16 protein-coding genes and 2 rRNA genes are annotated in these 17,045 nt (G+C 74.3%); 1 reads left to right on the forward strand and 17 read right to left on the reverse strand.

All coding sequences use genetic code 11. The annotated features are described in order from the left end of the window. Positions 1-14 precede the first annotated feature (14 nt). The 13 genes from VFJ21_03205 to VFJ21_03265 all read right to left on the reverse strand — a co-directional run bounded on the left by VFJ21_03205 (position 15) and on the right by VFJ21_03265 (position 13,643). Complete coding sequence (locus VFJ21_03205) at positions 15-2,192, reverse strand: hypothetical protein (protein HET7406129.1); 2,178 nt, start codon at positions 2,190-2,192, stop codon at positions 15-17. After that, positions 2,189-3,280 carry a glycosyltransferase family 4 protein gene (locus VFJ21_03210; protein ID HET7406130.1) on the reverse strand — a complete coding sequence of 364 codons (1,092 nt, stop codon included), beginning with the start codon at positions 3,278-3,280 and terminating at the stop codon, positions 2,189-2,191. The genes VFJ21_03205 and VFJ21_03210 overlap by 4 nt, the downstream gene beginning before the upstream one ends. Next, on the reverse strand, positions 3,273-4,910 hold the full coding sequence (locus VFJ21_03215; protein ID HET7406131.1) for a lipid II flippase MurJ: 1,638 nt from the start codon (positions 4,908-4,910) through the stop codon (positions 3,273-3,275). Before VFJ21_03215 ends, VFJ21_03210 begins: the two co-directional genes overlap by 8 nt. Beyond that, positions 4,907-5,731 (reverse strand): hypothetical protein, encoded by an 825-nt coding sequence (locus tag VFJ21_03220; protein HET7406132.1) that lies wholly within the window; start codon positions 5,729-5,731, stop codon positions 4,907-4,909. Before VFJ21_03220 ends, VFJ21_03215 begins: the two co-directional genes overlap by 4 nt. Beyond that, complete coding sequence (locus VFJ21_03225; GenBank protein HET7406133.1) at positions 5,728-6,666, reverse strand: copper transporter; 939 nt, start codon at positions 6,664-6,666, stop codon at positions 5,728-5,730. The genes VFJ21_03220 and VFJ21_03225 overlap by 4 nt, the downstream gene beginning before the upstream one ends. Next, positions 6,667-7,851, reverse strand: coding sequence for a putative cytokinetic ring protein SteA (gene steA, locus VFJ21_03230; protein ID HET7406134.1), 1,185 nt, complete (start codon positions 7,849-7,851; stop codon positions 6,667-6,669). Between the two features lie 64 nt (positions 7,852-7,915). Next, entirely contained in the window at positions 7,916-9,655 is a 1,740-nt protein-coding gene (gene recN, locus VFJ21_03235; GenBank protein ID HET7406135.1) for a DNA repair protein RecN, read from the reverse strand. Positions 9,656-9,678: 23 nt separating this feature from the next. Then, complete coding sequence (locus VFJ21_03240; protein ID HET7406136.1) at positions 9,679-10,566, reverse strand: NAD kinase; 888 nt, start codon at positions 10,564-10,566, stop codon at positions 9,679-9,681. Further along, positions 10,566-11,363 (reverse strand): TlyA family RNA methyltransferase, encoded by a 798-nt coding sequence (locus VFJ21_03245; GenBank protein HET7406137.1) that lies wholly within the window; start codon positions 11,361-11,363, stop codon positions 10,566-10,568. Before VFJ21_03245 ends, VFJ21_03240 begins: the two co-directional genes overlap by 1 nt. An 11-nt stretch (positions 11,364-11,374) precedes the next feature. Further along, complete coding sequence (locus VFJ21_03250; protein ID HET7406138.1) at positions 11,375-11,572, reverse strand: hypothetical protein; 198 nt, start codon at positions 11,570-11,572, stop codon at positions 11,375-11,377. Continuing rightward, positions 11,569-12,045 (reverse strand): hypothetical protein, encoded by a 477-nt coding sequence (locus VFJ21_03255; GenBank protein ID HET7406139.1) that lies wholly within the window; start codon positions 12,043-12,045, stop codon positions 11,569-11,571. Before VFJ21_03255 ends, VFJ21_03250 begins: the two co-directional genes overlap by 4 nt. A 9-nt stretch (positions 12,046-12,054) precedes the next feature. Then, positions 12,055-13,194, reverse strand: a complete 1,140-nt coding sequence (locus tag VFJ21_03260) for an HAD-IIA family hydrolase (GenBank protein ID HET7406140.1) — start codon at positions 13,192-13,194, stop codon at positions 12,055-12,057. Then, positions 13,191-13,643: a tetratricopeptide repeat protein gene (locus VFJ21_03265; GenBank protein HET7406141.1), complete on the reverse strand. Its 453-nt coding sequence runs from the start codon at positions 13,641-13,643 to the stop codon at positions 13,191-13,193. The genes VFJ21_03260 and VFJ21_03265 overlap by 4 nt, the downstream gene beginning before the upstream one ends. 56 nt (positions 13,644-13,699) lie before the next feature. Between VFJ21_03265 and VFJ21_03270 the strand changes: the two genes are divergently transcribed. Further along, positions 13,700-14,980 (forward strand): DUF1015 domain-containing protein, encoded by a 1,281-nt coding sequence (locus tag VFJ21_03270; GenBank protein ID HET7406142.1) that lies wholly within the window; start codon positions 13,700-13,702, stop codon positions 14,978-14,980. A 27-nt stretch (positions 14,981-15,007) separates the two neighbouring features. Here the strand turns inward: VFJ21_03270 and VFJ21_03275 are convergent, their stop codons facing one another. From VFJ21_03275 to VFJ21_03290, 4 genes are all read right to left on the reverse strand, one after another. Next, complete coding sequence (locus VFJ21_03275; protein HET7406143.1) at positions 15,008-15,364, reverse strand: single-stranded DNA-binding protein; 357 nt, start codon at positions 15,362-15,364, stop codon at positions 15,008-15,010. A 117-nt stretch (positions 15,365-15,481) separates the two neighbouring features. After that, positions 15,482-16,141, reverse strand: coding sequence for a hypothetical protein (locus tag VFJ21_03280; GenBank protein HET7406144.1), 660 nt, complete (start codon positions 16,139-16,141; stop codon positions 15,482-15,484). A gap of 288 nt (positions 16,142-16,429) precedes the next feature. Continuing rightward, a 5S ribosomal RNA gene (rrf, locus tag VFJ21_03285) occupies positions 16,430-16,546 on the reverse strand. An 84-nt stretch (positions 16,547-16,630) separates the two neighbouring features. Continuing rightward, positions 16,631-17,045: ribosomal RNA gene (locus VFJ21_03290) — 23S ribosomal RNA — on the reverse strand; the annotation flags it as partial.

Here is a 17,045-nt window from a genome sequence, read left to right on the forward strand (position 1 = left end):
GGAAAACGAGCGGCTCAGACGCCGCCCTCACGGGACTTCAGGGTAACACCGGCAGCGGGCGGCGCGGCTGCCTCGACGCGCCGGTCCGGCGGGTCGAGGCGCACTGTCTCGACCGCCGCCATGACTGCGACCGGCACCGCGACCGCCAGCGCCATCGCCGGGATCGCGATGCCCGAGTCGTTGACGGCGAAGCCGATGACGGCCATGACCGCGGTGGCGACCAGGCCGCCGCGCAGCTGCGGCCGGTTCTCGAGCGCCTGCCCCAGCCCGCCCCACGGCCGGCCGGCGAGCACGGCGATCGCCAGCGCGGCGAGCGGCACCGCGCCGGCGAGGACGCTGGTGCGCAGGACCCGCAGGTTCGCCTGCCCCTTGCGGACGATGACGGTGCCGGCGTGCCCGTCGAGCAGGTCCTGCACGAACCGGCCGAGGTGGGTGCGGTCGGCCGCCGGACGCAGGTAGTCGGCGAACGCGAAGGCTGCGACCACCGCGACCGCGGCGAGCAGCGCAACGGCCAGCCGCTTCCAGGAGATCCGGCCGCGGGTCATGAGCATGCCGAGGACGGCGAAGGCGGGGACCAGAGCGAGGACGCCGCCGAAGTCGTCTCCCCACATCGGGGCGCCGTCGATCACGGTGGCGACCACGCCGATCACGGTCACGATGACCAGCCGTTGCCGCGGCGTACGGCCGCTGCACGCGAAGGCGGCGGTCAGCAGGGCCGCGGCGGCGAACACCGCGAACGCCAGGTTGCCCACCCCGGCGAACCGTCCCGCCACAAGCGGCGAGTAGCCGGCCAGGCTGTCGACCTGCAGCCGGGCACCACTGACGAGGTCCGCGGCGAGGACGACGAACGTGACGCCCGCGACGACGGCCGAGGGACCGAGCAGGCGGCGCCGCCACGGCCCGGCGAGGGCCAGCGCGGTGATCGCGAGGGTGAACAGGAGGAGGGCGCCGAGCAGGGCGGGCAGCGGGTGACCGGCCCGCGCCCAAGGCAGCAGGTTCGCCAGGTAGGTGGCGACGACGCCGGCACCCGCGGCCGCGGCGACGATCCGGGTGCCGATGAGCAGCCGGTTGCGGTGCCGGCCGGCCGCGCCGAAGCGGAGCACCAGCGCGGTGGCGCCGTAGACCAGGGCCTGGATGGCCACCAGGATCGCGAAGAACGGCGGCACCAGATCGCTCTGCAGCAGCGCCGCCCGCTCCAGGCGCACGAACCGTTCCACCTGCTCGGCGACCGGCGCGGCCGCTGCACCCGCACGGATGGGCTGGCCGACCATCGCGTCGGGTCGCGGGACCCCCAGCGCCGCGAGCACGGTCGGCGCGATGTCGATGAGCTGTACGTAGGGCGCTCGCCGGGTCGAGGGGCTGTCGAGCAGCCGGTGGCCGAGGCCGGGGCCGTCGACGGCGAGGACGTGCAGGTGCGCGGCGGTCCGGCCGGTCTCGGAGATGCCGGCGACGATGAGCAACGAGCCGGCGGGCCGGGCGGCGAGGATGCGCGCGAGAGCGTCGTCGGCGCTGCGTACGGCGGCGCGCCGGGCGTTCGCATCCGCGGCTGCCCCGTCCTCGGGAGAGGCCGGCGGGCGCACCGCGATCGCGTCGATGCCGACGACGGTCAGCGGGCAGGTGGTGTAGGTGGCCGGGTCGCCGGGACCGCCCGGGTGCCGCACGCGACCAGCGGCGTCGGCCGCGGCGAGAGAGGCGCCCGCCCCCACGGCCGCGGTGCACATCCCCCGGGCGTGCATCGCGTTGCCCAGCGCACCGATCTGGGTGCCGAAGAGCAGCCCGTCGTTGACGTCGTGGAGCACCTGCTGGGCGGCACCGGTCGGTGCCTGCTCGAGGAGCGGCACGGAGCCCGGGCAACCCGGGCCCGGGTTTGCGGGACCGCGGGCGCGGTTGCCGGCGCCGAGCGTGGCCCAGCCGTCGACAGGGCAGGTGACGGACTTCGCGGCGCGCACCGACAGCGCACCGACCGAGGCGTGCTCCACGAGGGACCAGAGGGCGGGGGTGTCAGCCGCGGTGACGTCCTCCCACCGCAGGCCCGGGACACCGACGACGACGACGTGCTGCACGCTCGTCAGCGGTGACGCCGCCGGCGGCGGTGCGGCGTTCGCGACGCCTGCGAGCAGGGTGGTCACGAGGCCGGCGAGGATCGCCACACAGCCGGCGACGGCGGCGACCGACCGGGCGCGCGTGCTCACGCCGGCCCCAGCAGCTCGCGGTAGAGCGCCAGCGTCTGCGCGGCCACCTCGTCGGCACTCGGCCAGCCTGCCGCGACCTTGCGCGCGCGCGCTCCGAGCGCAGCCCGCTCACCCGCATCGTCGAGGAGGGCCGACACGCCGCCCACGAGTGCTGCGACGTCGCCCGCCGGCACGAGCAGGGCGGCGTCCTGAACCAGATCGGGGGTCCCACCCGTGGCGGCCGCGACGATCGCGGTGCCGGCGCGCATCGCTTCCTGCACGAGCAACGAGCGTCCCTCCCACCGGCTCGGCACGACCAGGACGTCGGCCGCGGCAAGGAGGTCGGCCACGTCGTCGCGATGGCCGAGCAGCCGCACCGGGGCGTCGAGCCGCCGGACCAGCCCGGCCAGCTCGTCGCGCAGCGGTCCGTCACCGGCCAGCACGACCACCGGTGGAGATTGTCTCGTCGTCCAGGCGCAGGACGCACGGATCAGCGTGTCGAACCCCTTCTGCGGGTGCAGCCGTCCGGCGGCGAGCACCAGCGGGCGATCGGTGGCCCCCATCTCACCGCGGGTCTCGGCCCGGTCGCGGGTGGCACCGCGCCCCGGCAGCGCGGCGACCGGCGTGGGGCGCACGTCGCGCCCGCCCAGGCGGCGTACGCGGTCGGTGAGGTCCGGCGAGACGGTGAGGGTGACCGTCGCGCGGCGGGCCACGACGCGCTCGAGCAGCGCATAGACGCTGCGGGCGGGGGCGCTCCCGAGCACCAGGTTGTGCCAGGTGACCACGACGGGCCGGGGGCCGCCGACCAGCACGGCGAGCAGCCCGGCCCGCAGGCCGTGGGCGTGCACGACGGTGGCGTCGCCGAGCCCGTGCCGCAGCGCCGCAGCGGCACGCAGGTCGGCGAGCGGGCGGGTGCCCGCGGCGATCGGCACGTCGACGAACTCCGCGCCGGCAGCGCTTAAGCCGAAGCGTGCGTCGGTGTCGGCCGGAGCAAGGACGCGTACGCCGACCCCGCGGGCCACGTAGCCGTCGACGAGCGAACGCACGTGCCGGCCGACGCCGCCGGTGCTGGTGGCGAGCACGAGCGCCACCGTCGTCGGATCAGGCACGCGATACCCGCCGGGCGAGGGCCAGGACGTCGGGCCGGTCGAGCAGCAGCGCCACGACGGCGAACACGGCGGCCACCACGACGGCGACCAGCGCGCACTGCCCGACGCTCGCCAGCGCCCCCACCGACCCCGCGGCCGCAGCGACCGCGACCCCCGCCGCACCGGCCACAACCCCTCCGACCAGGCCCGCCCCCGCCGCCCTGGGCAGGCCGAGCATGCCCGCGCCACCCGTCGCGCGCGCCAGCGCGGCGAGCAGCACCAGGCCGGCGACCGTCATGCCGATCGAGTTGCCGATGCCGAGCCCGGCGACGGACCACTGCCGGGGCAGCGCGGCGACCAGGGCGATGTCGGCGACGATGACGCTCGCCCACCCGGCGATCGCGGCAAGCGCGGGTCCGCGCGCATCACCCCGCGCGTAGAGCGCACGGCTGAGGTGCGCGAGCAGCCCGTAGCCGAGCAGGCCGGGGGCGAACGCGACGATCGCGCGCGCCAGCTCGACCGGGTCGACCCCGCCCCTGGTGCCGAGCACCAGCACCCGTGCCGCCGGTCCGGCCGACGCAGCGAGGATCGCGGCAGCGGCCGCCGTGACGATGACCACGATCCGGGTGGTGCGGGCCACCAGGTCGGCGTATCCCGCTTCGTCGCCGTCGCTGTGCCGGGCGGTCAGCGTCGGGAACGCGCTGGTCGCGATGGGCACGGCGAGCACGGCCCACGGCACGAGAAACAGGGTCCAGGCCAGCCCGTAGACCACGACGGCACCCGACGACCCACCGGCGTTGGCCAGGCGCAGCACGACCGCCGTGGCGACCTGCTGCCCGGCGAGGACGGCCGCTCCCGATACCGCCAGCCGGCGGACCTGTCTCGCCACTCCGGGCGGGAACGACAGCGTGGGGCGCAGGCGCACCGGCGTACGCCGGAGCGGCAGGAACAACGGCAACGACAGCGCCACCACGCCGACGGTCGTGCCGACCGACAGCAGGAGCTCCTGGCTGAGCGGCAGGTGACGCAGGTCGTGGCTCTGGCCGGACGACACCACGCCGTAGGCGACGTAGGCGGCGATCACCACGAGGCTGGACAGCAACGGCGCCAGCGCCGGACCGAGGAAGCGGCGGTGCGCCTGCAGCACGCCGGTGAGCACGATGCCGATGCCGTAGAGCACCACCTGGGGCATGAAGACGACCAGCATGCGCGCGCCGACGTCGACGGCCGCGTCGCGATCGCAGCCGGGGTGCCCGCCCCCCACGAGCAACGACATCAGCGGGTGGGCGAGCAGAGCTCCGACCACCGCCAGCGGCGCCAGCCCGACGACGGCCCAGGTGAGCAAGGCCGACGACGTACGCCGCGCCGCCTCCTCGTCGCCGCGATCGACGGCACCCGCCAGCACGGGCACGACCAGGCTCGCGAGCGCGCCGCCGGCGACGATGTCGAAGACGATGTTCGGGATCGTGTTGGCGGTGTAGTAGGTGTCGCCCAGGCACGTCGGGCCGACGGTGCGGGCGAAGACGAGGACCCGGCCGAAGCCCACGGCTCGCGCGATGACCGCGACTGCCGTGATCATCAGCGCCGCGCGAGCGAGGCCGGCGCCGGGCCGCGCGACCGGGGCCGTGTCACGCACGACCGGTTCCGTCATGGCTGCCCGTCCCGACGGCGGCCGAGCCGGTCGATCGTCCGCAGGACAGGGGTGGCGTCGATGACCGCGGTGAAGCTGACGCGCTCGCTGGCGGCGGTGAGGGCGACGACCCCGAGCAGCAGGGTGCGCCGGGCGCCGGGCCGGGCAGCGGCGGCGAGCGCCGTGCCCAAGGCCGCCCCGGCCGCGTTGGCCCCGGTGTCGCCGAGCATCGCTCGCTCCCCCAGGTCCTCCGGCAGGAGCGCCGCAGCCGCACCGGCGACTGCGGCGGCCGGCGCCGCGCCGGTGCCCACGAGGGTGGGCACCGCGACCACGAGCACCGCCTTGAGCGCCCTGCCGGGACGCAGGTCGAGCAGGTTGACGAGGTTGGCCGTCCCCGCGACGAGCGCGCCGGTGACGGCGGCGTCCCGCGGCCGCGGCTCGATCACCAGGCCGGCGACCAGGCCGGTAGCCCCGATGCCGACGAGCTTCACCAACCCCGAGGTCACCTCGCCGCGGCCGAGCGCGCGCAGGTGCCCGCGAAAGCCGCGGGCGTGGGTGCCGCCGTGCAGGTCGTCGAGGAGGCCGAAGGCCGCGGCCCCGCCGACGCCGATCGCCGTCGCGCACCCCGATCGCCCGCCCGCGACCGCGCTGCCGGCGACCAGGCCGGCAGCGAGAGCGGGGCCGGCCAGGAGGCTGACCTCGGTGCCGCGGAAGTTGCGCCGCGACCACCGCTGCGCGCCGCCGGGCGGGTGGCGCAGCAACAGCCGGTAGCTGGCGGCAGCGACGGATGCGCCGGCCAGCCCGGCGAGGATCGGCGCCGCGCCGACCCGCGAACGGCTCACGGGGTGGGCGACGGGGACGGCGCGGCGTTGACCGCGTCGGCAGGGGTGGAGAAGGTCGCGGCGTGTCCGGCGAGCTGCTGCTGCAGCGCGAACACCAGCGCGATGCGCCCCGACGGCTGGTCGGCCTGCGGCACCGACGACGCGTGGTCGCCGAACCCGGCGTCGTGCGCCGCGCGGGTCAGTGCCCCGTCGGCGCCCGCCGCGGCCGCGGTCCCCGCCAGCACCGCTCCCTTCCCGTGGGCGTCCAGCGACGTGGTGAGCGTCAGCAGCGCGTCGGCGACCGCTCGCGCCTGAGTGGCGTTGCCCGGGGCGTTGTCGGCGAGCACGACCGCGACCCCGGCCGGCCGCGGCGAGCTGCCGTGCACGGTGACCAGCTGGGCCTGGCTGTAGGCGTCGAGGCTGGTGCGCAGCGCGCCGATCGGGTTGGCCTCCGCGCCGGGAGCGGTGAGCAGCACGGAGGCGAGCTGGGTGGTCGCCTGCTGGATGCCGGAGCCGGCCGGCAGCCCTGCGTCACCGGCGAGCTTGCCCGCGAGGGCACCCAACGTGGCGTCCTGGTCCGGGTCGGCGAACGCCGGGCGCAGCTGCACGTCGGCGTTGACGGTGGCGCCGGCCGCGCGCAGCGCCGCAGTCACGTCGCGCCGCAGGTCGCTGCCGACGCCCGGTCCGCTGACCAGCGCGACGGTCTGCCCGGCGAGCCTGCCCTGCACGGCGTACGGCAGCAGGGCGGTGTCGAAGGCGCGGCCCGCGCTCACCTGGTCGGTCAGGTCGTCGATGCGGCCCTGCAGGGAGGTGTTGTTCTTGGCCAGGTTGGTCGTCTTGCCCTGCAAGTCGTCGAGGATCGGGCCGTTGAGGGTCGTCGTGCCGACGATGATGCCGATCCCGAGCGCGAGGAAGACCGCCACGATCGAGACCACGTGGTATCGGAAGTCGACCATCTAGACGAGCCCGGTCAGCCAGTGCACGAAGTGGTGCCAGTGGACCTGCAGCAGCGTGCCGTAGAGGCTACCTGCGGGTGAGATCGCGGCGGCCACGGCGAGGGTGAAGAACGCCGCGATGGCGAGCAGCACGAGGGTGGCCGTGCTGATGCGGGCGCGGTAGAGCCGGCTGACGCCCTTCGCGTCAACGAGCTTGCTGCCGACCCGCAGCCGGGTGAGGAACGTGCTCGACATGCCGGAACGGCCCTTGTCGAGGAACTCCACGAGCGTCGCGTGCGTGCCGACGGCCACAATCAGCGAGGCACCCTTGTCGTCGGCGAGGAGCATCGCGACATCCTCGCTGGTGCCGGTGGCCGGGAAGACGACGGCCTCGACACCGAGCTCCTGCACCCGGGTGAGGCCCGGCGCGCGGCCGTCGCGGTAGGCGTGCACCACGACCTCGGCGCCGCAGCGCAGGGCCTCGGTGGACACGGAGTCCATGTCTCCGACGATGAGGTCGGGCCGGTAGCCCGCCTCGAGCAGCGCGTCGGCGCCGCCGTCGACGCCGATCATGACCGGGCGGTACTCCCGGATGTAGGGCCGCAGCGTCGCGATGTCCTCCTTGTAGTGGTAGCCGCGTACGACGATCAGCGCGTGCCGGCCCTCGATGCCGGTGCGGATCTCGGGCACCCCGATGCCGTCGAGCAGCAGGTCGCGCTCCCGGCGGAGGTACTCCATGGTGTTGCTGGCGAAGGCCTCCAGCTGCACCGCAAGACCGGCCCGTGCCTCGGCCATCGCCGCCGCCACCGTCTCGACCGTCTGCTGCACCCCTTTGGCGACGACGCGGTCGTCGATGCCGTAGACGGTGTCGCCGTGAACGCGCACCGGGTCGCCCTCGCGCAGCACGCCGAAGGCATCGGCCCCCACGCCGTCGATCAGAGGTACGCCGGCCGTGACGAGGATCTCCGGACCGAGATTCGGGTAACGGCCGCTGATGCTCGGGGCGATGTTGACGACCGCCGCGACGCCGGTGGCGACCAGCGCCTCGGCACTGACCCGGTCGATGTCGACGTGGTCGATGACCGCGACATCACCCGGCCGCAGCCGTTTGGTGAGGTTCTTCGTGCGCCGGTCGAGCCGCGCGATGCCGTAGACACCGGGCAGCCGGTCGTCGGACCGGTTGCGGCGCAGCGTCGGTAACCTCATCGCTCCCAGTTTGCCAGCCGAATCGGGCACCGCGGACCGGACGCGCCGGCCCCGGCCGCGGCCGCTACGACGGGGCGCGGCCGGACTTCGCGGCCGTGGCGGCGGCGAGCAGCTCCTCGGCGTGACCGATCGCGAGCTCCGACTCCTCGAGGCCGGCGAGCATTCTCGACAGCTCCCGCAGCCTTTCCTCGCCGTCGACCTGCCGCACGCCGCTGCGGGTGACCGTGCCGTCGTCGGACTTGACCACGACCAGGTGCCGGTCGGCGAACGCCGCGACCTGTGGCAGGTGGGTGACGACGACCACCTGGGCGTGGCGGGCCAGCATCGCCAGCCGGCGGCCGACCTCGACCGCCGCCTTGCCACCGACACCGGCGTCGACCTCGTCGAAGACGAACGTCGGCACCGGGTCGCTGCCGGCCAACGTCACCTCGACCGCGAGCATCACCCGCGACAGCTCACCGCCTGACGCTCCGCGGGCCAGCGGGCGCAGCGGTGCGCCCGCGTGCGGACGCAGCAGCAACTCCACCTCGTCGACACCGTGGAGGCCGAACCCGACGCGTCGCTCGCCGACCTGCAGGCCGTCGGCGTCGTCGACCTGGGTGATCGACGTGGCCACCTCGGCGTGTGGCATGGCGAGCGCGGAGAGCTCGGCAGTGACCGCGCCGGCGAGGCGCTCCCCCGCCGCTGCGCGCGCCGCCGAGATCGTGGCGGCGAGGGTGGCGATCTCGGTGCGCAGGGTCGTGCGCTGCCCGGTGAGCGCGTCGATGCGCTCGTCGGCCCCATCGAGGTCGGCCAGCCGCGTCTCGGCCTGCTCTGCCCAGGCGAGCACGGCATCGCTGCCCTCGCCGTACTTGCGATGCAGCGCCGCGAGGGCCGCCTGCCGTTCCTGCGCCTGTGCCAGTCGCGCGGGGTCGGACTCGACGGACGCGGCGTAGGACGCGAGGTCCGCCGCGGCGTCCGCGAGCAGGTAGCTGATCTCGGCGACCCGGGTCGCGAGCGCGTCGAGCGCCTCGTCGTGGTCGCGCTGCCCGTCGAGCCGCCGGCGGGCCTCGGAGACGAGGCCGAGCGCGGGCAGCGCGCCGTCGTCGGCCGACAGCAGCTCGTGGGCCTCGTGCGCGGCGGCCCGCAGCGCCTCCGCGTGCGCCAGCCGCCCGACCTCGGCGGCCAGCTCCGCATCCTCGCCGGGCTGCGGCGCGACGCGGGCGATCTCCGCGAGCCCGTGGCGGAGCAGGTCGACCTCCTGCGCTCGCTCCCGCGCGCGGCCGGTCAGCTCGGTGAGCAGCTCGTCGACGTCCTGCAGCTGCCGGTAGGCGTCCCGGTAGCGCCCGAGCGGCTCGAGCACGGGCGGGCCGGCGTAGCGGTCGAGCAGGGCCCGCTGCAGCGCCGGCCGCAGCAGCCGCTGCTGGTCGGACTGACCGTGCACGGCGATGAGGTCGTCGGCCAGCTCGCCGAGCACCCCGACCGGCACGGAGCGACCTCCGACGACGGCCCGCGAGCGGCCCTCTGCCGACACGGTGCGCGCGAGGAGCAGCAGGCCGTCGTCGAGCTCGGCGCCGGCATCGACCGCACGGGTGGCGGCGGGCCCGTCGACGTCGACCACCACGGCACCTTCGACGGCCGCGCGCGCGGCCCCCGCACGGACCAGGGCGGGGTCCGCCCGTCCACCGAACAGCAAGTGCAGGGCGGTGACGACCATCGTCTTCCCGGCGCCGGTCTCGCCGGTGACCGCGGTGAAGCCGGGCGCGAGCGGCACGACCGCGTCCTCGATGACGCCGAGGTCGCGCAGCCGGATCTCCTCGAGCACGCCCCGACGATAGGGCGCGCCGGTCATCCGAGGACGGAGCCGCGCCAGCCCTGCACCGGCAAGCCGAACTTCGCGACCAACCGGTCGGTGAACGGGGAGCGGGCCAAGCGCGCCAGCCGGACCGGCCGCTTGCCCCGGCGTACCTCGATCCGGGCTCCCGGGGTGAGCTCCGTCGTACGCCGGCCGTCGCACCACATCACCCCGCCGGCGGTGTGCGCGAGCAGCTCGATGGCGACGACCGAGTCGGGCGCGACGACCAGCGGCTTCGAGAACAGCGCGTGGGCGCTGATCGGCACACACAGCAGCGCCTCGACCTGAGGCCAGACGACCGGTCCGCCCGCGGAGAACGCGTAGGCCGTCGAGCCGGTGGGGGTCGCGCACACCACCCCGTCGCCGGCCCAGCGCGACAGCGGCCGGCCGTCGACCTCGACAACGAGATCGAGCATCCGCTCCCGGGCGTGCTTCTCGACCGAGACGTCGTTGAGCGCCCAGTCACGGGTCTCCACCCCGTCGTCGGGACGCGCGACCACGTCGAGGGTCATCCGCTCCTCGACGAGGTAGTCACGGCGCAGCACGTGATCGATCGTCGCGGCGAGGTCGGCCCGCTCGGCCTCGGCGAGGAAGCCGACCCGGCCGAGGTTGACGCCGAGCAGGGGAACGTCGGCACCCCGGGCGTAGTCCGCGGCCCGCAGCAGGGTGCCGTCACCACCCAGCGCGAGGACCAGCTCCGCACCCTCGGCCGCCTGCTGGTCCGCCGCGACGGGCTTGGCTTGGGGGCAGTTGAGCTCGGCGGCCTCGCGGTCGAGCACCCGCACCGCGAGGCCCTCGGCGGTCAGTCGTTCGACGACGTGGTGCGCTGCGGTCACGGCTTCGGGCCGGCCGGTGTGAGCGATCAGCAGCAGCTCGCGCATCACCCGGGCCCTTCCGCGATGGCTCGCTCGACGGCCGCTGCCTCGAGCGCGGGCGCGCCATGGCGCAGCCAGAGGAAGTACTCCACGTTGCCGGCGGGTCCGGGCAGCGGGCTGGCGACGACACCGGCGCTGCCGAGGCCGAGCTCGCCGGCGGCTCGTGCAACGGCGAGCACCGCGTCACGCCGCAGGTCGGGATCACGCACCACGCCGCCGGCGCCGACCTGCTCGCGGCCGACCTCGAACTGTGGCTTCACCATCAGCAGCAGGTCTCCCTCGGGTGAGGTGCAGCGGGCCAGCGCGGGGAGCACCAGCGTCAGCGAGATGAACGAGAGGTCCGCGACGACCAGGTCGACCGGCCCGTCGATGTTTGCGGCTTCGAGATCGCGGACGTTGGTGCGGTCGCGTACGACGACCCGCTCGTCGACCCGCAGGCGCCAGGCCAGCTGCCCGTAGCCGACGTCGACGGCGACGACGACAGCCGCCCCGCGGCGCAGCAGGACGTCGGTGAAGCCGCCGGTCGACGCACCCGCGTCGAGACAGCGGCGCCCCTCGACCTCCAACCCGGGAAACGCGTCGAGTGCGCCGATCAGCTTGTGCGCGCCGCGCGACACGTAGTCGTCGCCGGCATCTTCGGCCACCAGCACCGGGGTGGCCGGTGCCACCGCGGTGGCCGGCTTGGTGGCGACCTGGCCGGCGACGAGCACCTTGCCCGCGGTCACGAGCTCGGCAGCCTGGGCGCGGGAACGGGCCAGCCCGCGGCGGACCAGCTCGGCGTCGAGCCGCGCACGACGGACCACCGGCCCGCCGTTCAGCCCTCGTCGAGGGCGGTGAGCGCCTCGTGCAGCTGCCGGTGGACGTTCTCGAACACCTCGACGTGGGAGGTCACCGGCAGCTCGGCGAGCTCCTCGAGCCGGGCGAGGGCGGCGTCGACGCGCAGATCGCCCGTCGACCCGGCCTCGCCGAAGGTTTCGTCGGTGTGCGAGCCGCCGGGTGTGGTGCCGATCACGTCCCTGCGCTCCCGGTCGAGTCCTTGGTGGCCTGGCCCTTCGGCGCGGCCTTCCCGGTCCGCTTGGCCGGACTCTTCGTCGTACGGCTGCTTGCCGACTTCTTCGCCGCGCCGACCTTGGCCGCGGGCTTAGCCGCGCTCTTGGCCGAACGCTTGGGCGAGGCCTTCGACGAGCCCTTGGTCGGACTCCGCCTGGCGCTCGTGGTCGAGCCCTCACTCCGCCCGTCGGACCTGCGCTGCTGCAGCGCCACGTCGTCCTGCAGATCACGCACCGTGGCTTCCAGCTCCCGGATCCGGTCGGTCAGCTGGCGAACCTCCTCGGCCGTCGCGAGCCCGACGCGCTCGAGCGCCCGATCGATCTCGAGTCCGGCGAGCGCGGTGAGCGATTCACGGTTCTGCCGGCTGGCCGCCAAGAGCTCCTCGGCGACCTCTTGCACCCGCTCGGCGTAAGCACGCAGCACGTCGACGACCATGCCGCAACGCTATCGCGCTGACTGGACCGGAATCGTGGTCTGCGGGCTCGCCGTGTCGGTGCTACCGGTCTGCTGCCGGGCCGCCGCGCCGTCGAAACGCGCCTCGCGAACGGTGAGCCTCCGGTCGGACGCGGCCCAGCAGGCAGCGGCCGCGGCACGCAGCCCGTCGAGGTGCGAGCCGAGGCTTCCGTCGATCCCGGCGTCCCCGCGCGCCGCGCCGCAGCCGCTCGGCCCCGCGCCGTCCGGTGCAACTTGCGCGCGCACCTCGATGAAGCCGTCGCGGATCACCGCGACCCAGTCGCCGCATCGCGCCTCGTCGCCGTCGACGGTCACCTCCGGGTGCGCCGCGAGCAGGCCCCGCAGGTCAGCCGCGACGTAGGTCGGCCTGGCCCGCGCCGGCGCCCCCAGGAGCTCGGACGGCGAGGTCACTCCGGTGAGGACCAGCAGAGACGGCGTACCGGCTGCCACCGCCCCCTCGATGTCGGTGTCGAGCCGATCGCCGACGACCAGCGGACGTTGCGCGCCGGTGCGTCGGACCGCCTCCCGGTGCAACGGCAGCTGCGGCTTGCCCGCGACCTCGGGCTCCCGGCCCGTCGCCGCCGCGACCGCCGCGACCAGCGCGCCGTTGCCCGGTAGCAGGCCTCGCGGCGACGGCATCGTGCTGTCGCTGTTGGTGGCGACCCAGAGGGCTCCCGCGCGCACGGCCAAGGTCGCCTCGGCGAGGTCGGCGTAGCCGAGGTCGGAGGCGTAGCCCTGCACCACCGCGGCCGGGCGGTCGTCAGCAGAGGCAACGGGACGCAACCCGGCGGCGGCGACGATGTCGCGCAGCGCCTGCGTACCGGTGACCAGCACCGACGCGCCGGCAGGCAGTCGGTCGGCAAGCAGGTGCGCGGCCGCCTGCGCCGACGTGACGACGTCGGCGGCACCCGCCTCCACACCCAGCGCGGTGAGCCGGCTCGCGACCTCGGCCGGAAGCCGCGAGGCGTTGTTGGTGACGAACGCGACGAGCATCCCGCTCCGGCGCGCAGCCGCCACCGCGTCGGCGGCATGGGCCACCGGCTGACCGCCGACGTAGACGACCCCGTCGAGGTCCAGCAGCGCCGCGTCGTAGAGCTCGGTGAGCGGCCGGTCACTGCCGCGCAGGCTCACGCCCGCTCGCGGGCGGCCCGCGCGTTGCGGGCCCTGGCCAGCGCGTCCCCGTAGTGGTGGTTGTCCGGGCGCATCGCCACCGCGAGGCTGAGGTGCTCGCAGGCGCTCGCGTAGTCGCCGGTCTTCGCCGAGGCCAGCCCCAGGCCGAACTGTGCGTAGTCGTCGGTGGGATTGGCGTCGACGATCTGCTCGAAGCTGCGTCGCGCCGCGGCGAACTTGCCCGAGGAGTACTGCGCCCGGGCCAGCGCCTCGCGGACACTGCGGGACTCGGGCTCGGCAGCTGCCGCGTGCTCGAGCAGCTGCGCCGCCGCGGCGGCGTCGCCGCGGTCGAGCAGGTCGAGACCACGGCGGTACCAGTCGTAGACGCCGCCGCCCGGAACCACGCCCTGAGCGTCGCCGATGTAGCTGCGGTCCGACTCGTCGGCCGGGCCGGTGATAGGCAGCTGCACGGTGACCTCCCTCTCGGGTCGCGGACCCGTCGGTTGCGTGGTCGTAGGATCGCGCGGTGCCGCCTGCCGATCCGCCATCCGTCGATGGGCTGGTGTTGCGGCCGTTTCGCGCCGTTCGCTACAACGCCGGGGTCGTCGGGGACATTTCGCGGGTCGTGTCGCCACCGTACGACGTCATCGACGAGGCCGATCGCGACGCGCTCGAGCGCCGCGACCCCCACAACGTGGTGCGCCTCATCCTTCCCCGCGACGAGCAAGGCCGTGACGGCGACGCGGCCTACGCGCACGCCGCCCGCCTCTGGCGCGACTGGCAGGCGTCCGGCGTCCTCGCCGCCGACGAGGCTCCGGCGATCTACGTCTACGAGCAGGCCTCTGCAAATCACGTGCAACGCGGGCTGCTCGGTGCCGTCGGCCTGCGACCGTCGGAGGCGGGCGTCATCCTGCCGCACGAGAACACGATGGCCGGTCCGGTGGCCGACCGCTTGGCTCTGATGGAGGCCACCGAGGCGAACCTGGAGCCGATCATCCTCGTGCACGACGGTGGCCCGGTGACGCGCTCCGCGGTCGCGGAGGTCGACATCAAGCCTCCGCTGGCGGACTTCACCACGGCCGACGGTTGGCGCCACCGGCTGTGGCCGATCGCCGACCCGACACTGCTGGACGCCATCGCGGCCGAGCTGCAGCCTCGGCGGGCGGTGATCGCCGACGGGCACCACCGCTACGCGACCTACCTGCGCTATCAGGCCGACCGGGACGCCCCACGCCCCGGCAAGCAGCCATGGGACTACGGCTTGGCGCTGCTCGTCGACGCGGGGACCTTCGGACCTCAGGTGCATGCGATCCACCGCGTGGTCCTGGGTATCTCGCTGGACGAAGCGGTCGGCATGGCGAGCACCGCGTTCCGCGTGACGCCGTTGAACGTCGGCGAGGATCCCGAGGCCACCCTCGCGGACTCGGCCGACACCGCATTCGTCGTCACTGACGGCCACCTGGCCTACCTGCTCGACCAGCCGGACGCCGCGCGCCAGTCGGTCGCGTTGCCCGCCGACCGGTCGCAGGCCTGGCGAGCCCTCGACGTGGCGGTGGCGCACGAACTGCTCGTCAAGGCGGTCTGGGGTCTCCCGGACACCGAGGACGTCGTCGGCTACCGGCACGATGCGGCCTCGGCGGTGGAGGCCGCGCGCGCCGACGGCGGAGTCGCGCTGCTCCTGCGAGCGACGCCGGTGACCGCCGTCACGGCTGTGGCCGCGGCGGGCGAACGGATGCCGCGCAAGTCGACGCTGTTCACGCCCAAGCCGGCCAGCGGGCTCGTGATGCGCGACCTGCGGCTCGGCTGACGCCGGACCAGCCGCCCGAGGCGACACTCAGCCCGCCCGCTGCAGCCGGCGGACCCTGACAGCCTCCACCTCACACCGGCTGACGGGCACCGACCCGGCCCGCCAGAAGCGACGCCGCAGCGAGCCGACGACCTCGACCACGTCGTTCTCCGCGCAGGCGAGCGCCGAACGTCGGGCGGCCGCTGTCCAGGCGACGCAGTCGAGCGCGTCGACCACGCGCCGGGACGTCGGCTCACCGCGCGCGGGTGCCGGCTCGCGGTCGACCGACACCCGCCAGGTGACGATGTCGTCGCCGCTGGGCAGGGTGCGCACACTGGGCGCACCCGTCACGCGGCCGACGACCGCCACCTCGTTGCGATGCTCCACCGGGGCGCTTCGACCCATCCTGACCTCCTCCGTCGGGAGATCCAGCGTCGTGCGTGGGCCGTCGAGTGGGAGCCGCGTCGGCACCAGCTGTGGACCGGCTCCCCGCGGCAGCTCGGGCTGTGGACAGACCGCTGATCAGTCCGCGTCGACGCCGAGCTCCACCAACCGCTCAGCGGCGTCGGTCTGGTCGTCGACGTCGACCGCTGCCGTCGACCGAAACCAGGTCAGTGCTTCCTCCTGACGTCCCGCGGCCAGCAGGGCATCGGCGTAGGCGTACCAGAGCCGCGGGGTCCACGGCTCCAGCCGATCCTGCTCGAGCTCGGGCACCTGCAAGACGACGACAGCGGCGTCGGCCTCACCCAGGTCGCGCCGGGCGCCGCTCTCGACGATCCGCAGCTCGATCCGGGACGTCTGGTCGAGCTTTCCGAGCGCCGGGTCTCGAAGGAGGGTCAGCGCCCGCTCGGGGCGGCCGAGGCCCCGCTCGCAGTCGGCCATGAGCGCAACGTGCGCGGGCGAGCCCGTCATCCGACGCCACGCTCGCAGATCCGCAAGCGCCTGCGCGTAGTCCCCGGCGACGTAGGCCGCGATGCCGGCCGCCTCCCGGGTCGCTGCGACCCGCGCGGCCAGATCCCGGGCGAATGAGGCGTGCGCCAATGCCGCCGCGGGGTCCTCGTCGAGAAGGCGTCCGGCAGCGACCAGGTGCAGGGCAACTCGGTCGGCGAGATCCTTGGGCAGCGAGCGCAGCTCCCGCCGGGCGGCGGGGTCGAGGTCGGCGGGCGCCAGCCCCTCCGGCAAGGAAGGCTCGGGAGGACGCGGCGTACGACGACGAGACGGGGGCGCTGAGGCGGAGCGTTGGTCTGCCCGAGGCGAACGATGGCGCGAGGGGTCGGGCGAGTCGCCTCGTTGGTCACGGTGCGGCGCGCGCCTGCCGGCCGGGGCCGGTGACGCGCCACTGTCCGGACGTCCCGACCGGCGGGGGCGACGCGGCGGTTGGTCGGTCACGGCGGGCTCCCTGGACGATGCACGGGCGGCGAAAACACGAGGAGGGCCACCTGCATGCAGGCGACCCTCCTCGAGAAAGATGTCCGGCGGCGTCCTACTCTCCCACCCCGTCACCAGGGCAGTACCATCGGCGCTGCAGGGCTTAGCTTCCGGGTTCGGAATGAGACCGGGCGTTTCCCCTACGCTATGGCCGCCGTAACTCTATGGAGATGTCGGCCGGCTTCCGACCGTATCTCGGGAACCGCACAGTGGACGCGAACGCATAAAGCAAAGAGTGAAGTGTGTGGCAAGCCCTCGGCCTATTAGTACCGGTCAGCTGAACGCATTGCTGCGCTTACACTTCCGGCCTATCAACCCGATGATCTAGTCGGGGGCCTTACCTGGTTGACCCAGTGGGAGACCTCATCTTGAAGCGAGCTTCCCGCTTAGATGCTTTCAGCGGTTATCCCTTCCGAACGTAGCTAACCAGCCGTGCCCTTGGCAGGACAACTGGCACACCAGAGGTTCGTCCGTCCCGGTCCTCTCGTACTAGGGACAGCCCTTCTCAAGTCTCCTGCGCGCGCGGCGGATAGGGACCGAACTGTCTCACGACGTTCTAAACCCAGCTCGCGTACCGCTTTAATGGGCGAACAGCCCAACCCTTGGGACCTACTCCAGCCCCAGGATGCGACGAGCCGACATCGAGGTGCCAAACCAT

It is taken from the genome of Mycobacteriales bacterium (assembly GCA_035690485.1).
In the GTDB taxonomy this organism is placed as follows: Bacteria; Actinomycetota; Actinomycetes; order JAFAQI01; family DASSKL01; genus DASSKL01.

Bases quoted from the DNA above. Each gene is read 5' to 3' on its own strand.
- VFJ21_03215 (HET7406131.1), bottom strand. From the start codon at position 4,910: ATGACGGAACCGGTCGTGCGTGACACGGCCCCGGTCGCGCGGCCCGGC.
- VFJ21_03225 (HET7406133.1), bottom strand. From the start codon at position 6,666: ATGGTCGACTTCCGATACCACGTGGTCTCGATCGTGGCGGTCTTCCTC.
- steA (HET7406134.1), bottom strand. From the start codon at position 7,851: ATGAGGTTACCGACGCTGCGCCGCAACCGGTCCGACGACCGGCTGCCC.
- VFJ21_03240 (HET7406136.1), bottom strand. From the start codon at position 10,566: ATGCGCGAGCTGCTGCTGATCGCTCACACCGGCCGGCCCGAAGCCGTG.
- VFJ21_03255 (HET7406139.1), bottom strand. From the start codon at position 12,045: ATGGTCGTCGACGTGCTGCGTGCTTACGCCGAGCGGGTGCAAGAGGTC.
- VFJ21_03275 (HET7406143.1), bottom strand. From the start codon at position 15,364: ATGGGTCGAAGCGCCCCGGTGGAGCATCGCAACGAGGTGGCGGTCGTC.